Below are 2,310 nucleotides of genomic sequence, written 5' to 3'. Positions count from 1 at the left end.
CTGCACGCCCGTGACCGAATCCTCCACCACCAGGCAGCGCGCCGGGGCCACGCCCAGCGCGGCGGCCGCGGCCAGGTACACATCGGGCGCGGGCTTGGTGCGGGGCATTTCGTGGCCGCTGAAGACGCGGCCCTGGAAGAACGGCGTCAGCCCCACCTTGGCCAGTTGCAGCTCCACCTTGAAGCGGTCGGCACCCGACGCGCAGGCGATGCGCCCTCCGAGCCGCGCATGCACGTCACGCACGGCATCGGGGGCGCCGGGAATGGGGCCCAGCTCGGCCTGCAGGGCGGCATTGCGGCGGGCGTAGAAATCGGCCATCCAGGCGTCGGTCAGCGGCTGGCCGGTTTCGGCCTCGATGCGCGCCGCCTCGCTGCGCACGGCCTTGCCCAGGAAGATGGCCAGGCATTCCTCGGGCGTGAGCGACCAGCCCGAGGCTTCGAGCCGGTCGCGCAGCACGCGGTGGGTGATGGGTTCGCTGTCCACGAGCACGCCGTCGCAGTCGAACAGCACGGCGTCGTAGGAAGAAGGCAGGACGGATGGGGGCATGGCAGGGTCGGGGCGGGAGCGCGCAGGATCGGCGCGAGGGGCAGGCAGCACAGGCACTGCGTGCGATGCATCCGGCGGCGCCGAAGCCGGCGCCGCTGGAAACCAGCCCGGAATCTACCGCATGCCTGCGCCGGCCCGGACGCTGCCGGCCTTCACGGATAGGTGATGCCCGCCAAGGGGTTGCGCATGGCGAGCGCGCCCCCGACCGAGACCGAGAACCGCGCACTCTGGCTGGTGCCGAGATCGGTGACACCCACGTCGCTGTAATAGAACAGGCCCTGGGCCGCCCGCGCATTGAACTGGGACTGCAGCTGCGCCAGGCTCTGCGTACCGCTCGACGGCTCCACGCTGTAGCGGATGGCACCGCTCTGGGCCGCGCTCTTTTCGAAGATGCTCGCGCTCGCGCCCGCCTGCAGCACGAAGTCCCCGATCCACAGGCGGCCTTGCCCGCCCTGCTCGTCCAGCCGCTGGCGCAATGCGTCGCCGTAGGTGGCCGGGGACGACGGCAAGCCGTCCAGGCCCACGTAGGCATAGGTATTGGCCGACGAATCCTTCATGTAGAGGTTGAAGGATTCACTGCCTGCCACCATCGGCCCCACCAGGCGAAAACCGCGCGCGCCCTGCGCGTTGAGCTGGGCCACGAAGCCGTCGCGCGACAGTGCGGACGACATCGGCTGCCGCTCATAGGTGTAGGTGAGGGACTTGGATGTGTCCTTCACGAAGAGACCCTGGATGCCTGATGCCGAGCCGAACGACAAAGGCGCCTTGTACGCGAAGCCGCCCGCGCCCTGCTGGTTGAGCAGCGCCAGCAGCGCGTCCGCCGTGGCGGGCTGCGCGATGGCCGCGTATTGCAGGCGCGATCCGGCATGGGCCGTGTCCTGCAGGTAGAAGTCGCCCGATGCCTGCGCGCTGCCACCGGCATCGGCCACGAAGGTGGACACGAACGCGTAGCCCTGGGCGCCCTGGGCGTTCATGGCCGCCAGGGCGGCCTCCATCGACGTGGCCGCGCTTTCCTGGCGGTATTGGCCGGTCACGCTGGCGGGGGCCGGAGCGGGCGAAGGCGCCGGGGTGGGCGTGGTCGGCTCGGGCGAGGGGGCGGGTGCGGGCGTTCCCGGGGCGGTCGGCGCCGTGGGGTCGCCACTGCCGTCGCTTCCGCCGCAGGCGGCCAGCAGGGAGACGATCAAGGCCGCAGCCGTTCGGCGGGTCAGGTCCGCAGTGTTCATGGTGTGTTTCCTGAAAAGGGGTTGAACAGATGCCCTCCCGGAAGGGAGAACACCCACGATCGCAGCGGACGCGCGTGGTCCGGCCACAAAGGCGCCGGCACGTCCCTGCGTCGGGGTGACTGGCATCAAAGCAACGGACGCGGACGATATCCACCCGGTTCGGTGCAAGGAGCGGGTGATTTTCAGTACATTGCATCCCATGCCCTCCCCCCTTTCGGGGGGTATTTGTTACGCGGTGCATCGGTTCCGAGGGCGGGCAGCCTGCACCGGCACGGAAGTTTCCTTGAGCTTTTCTGAACCCCTGCGCCCTGGCGGCGACTCTTACGGGCTGGTCGTGGACGACCACCCTCTCGTCGCACACGGCATGGCCGCGTTCCTGCGGTTACACAAGAAACTGGACGATGCGGTGAGTGCGGGTAGCCCGGCCGAAGCCCTGCGCACCATCGCCCAGCGCGGTGCCCCAGCCATCGCACTGGTGGATTTCTGGCTGGCCGACGGGGCCACCGACCTGTTCGTGCGCGACGTGCTGGCGCTCGCGCCG

At 69.7% G+C, this 2,310-nt stretch carries 3 protein-coding genes; 1 reads left to right on the top strand and 2 read right to left on the bottom strand.

The window, feature by feature from the left end; translation table 11 throughout:
- Both AC27IQ_RS22775 and AC27IQ_RS22770 read right to left on the bottom strand, forming a co-directional pair.
- A partial coding sequence (locus AC27IQ_RS22775; RefSeq protein WP_487090897.1) for an HAD family hydrolase occupies positions 1 to 546 on the bottom strand: 546 nt, incomplete at its 3' end.
- 152 nt (positions 547 to 698) lie between these two features.
- Complete coding sequence (locus AC27IQ_RS22770) at positions 699 to 1,769, bottom strand: hypothetical protein (protein ID WP_487090896.1); 1,071 nt, start codon at positions 1,767 to 1,769, stop codon at positions 699 to 701.
- 283 nt (positions 1,770 to 2,052) lie between these two features.
- On the opposite strand from AC27IQ_RS22770, the gene AC27IQ_RS22765 reads away from it, so the two are divergent.
- Positions 2,053 to 2,310, top strand: a 258-nt coding sequence (locus tag AC27IQ_RS22765) for a helix-turn-helix domain-containing protein (protein WP_487090895.1), incomplete at its 3' end; no start/stop codon positions are given.

Source organism: Acidovorax sp. KPB24-07 (assembly GCF_057543315.1).
Note: the sequence above shows the minus strand (reverse complement) of the source record. Positions and strands in the feature narration are given on the sequence as shown.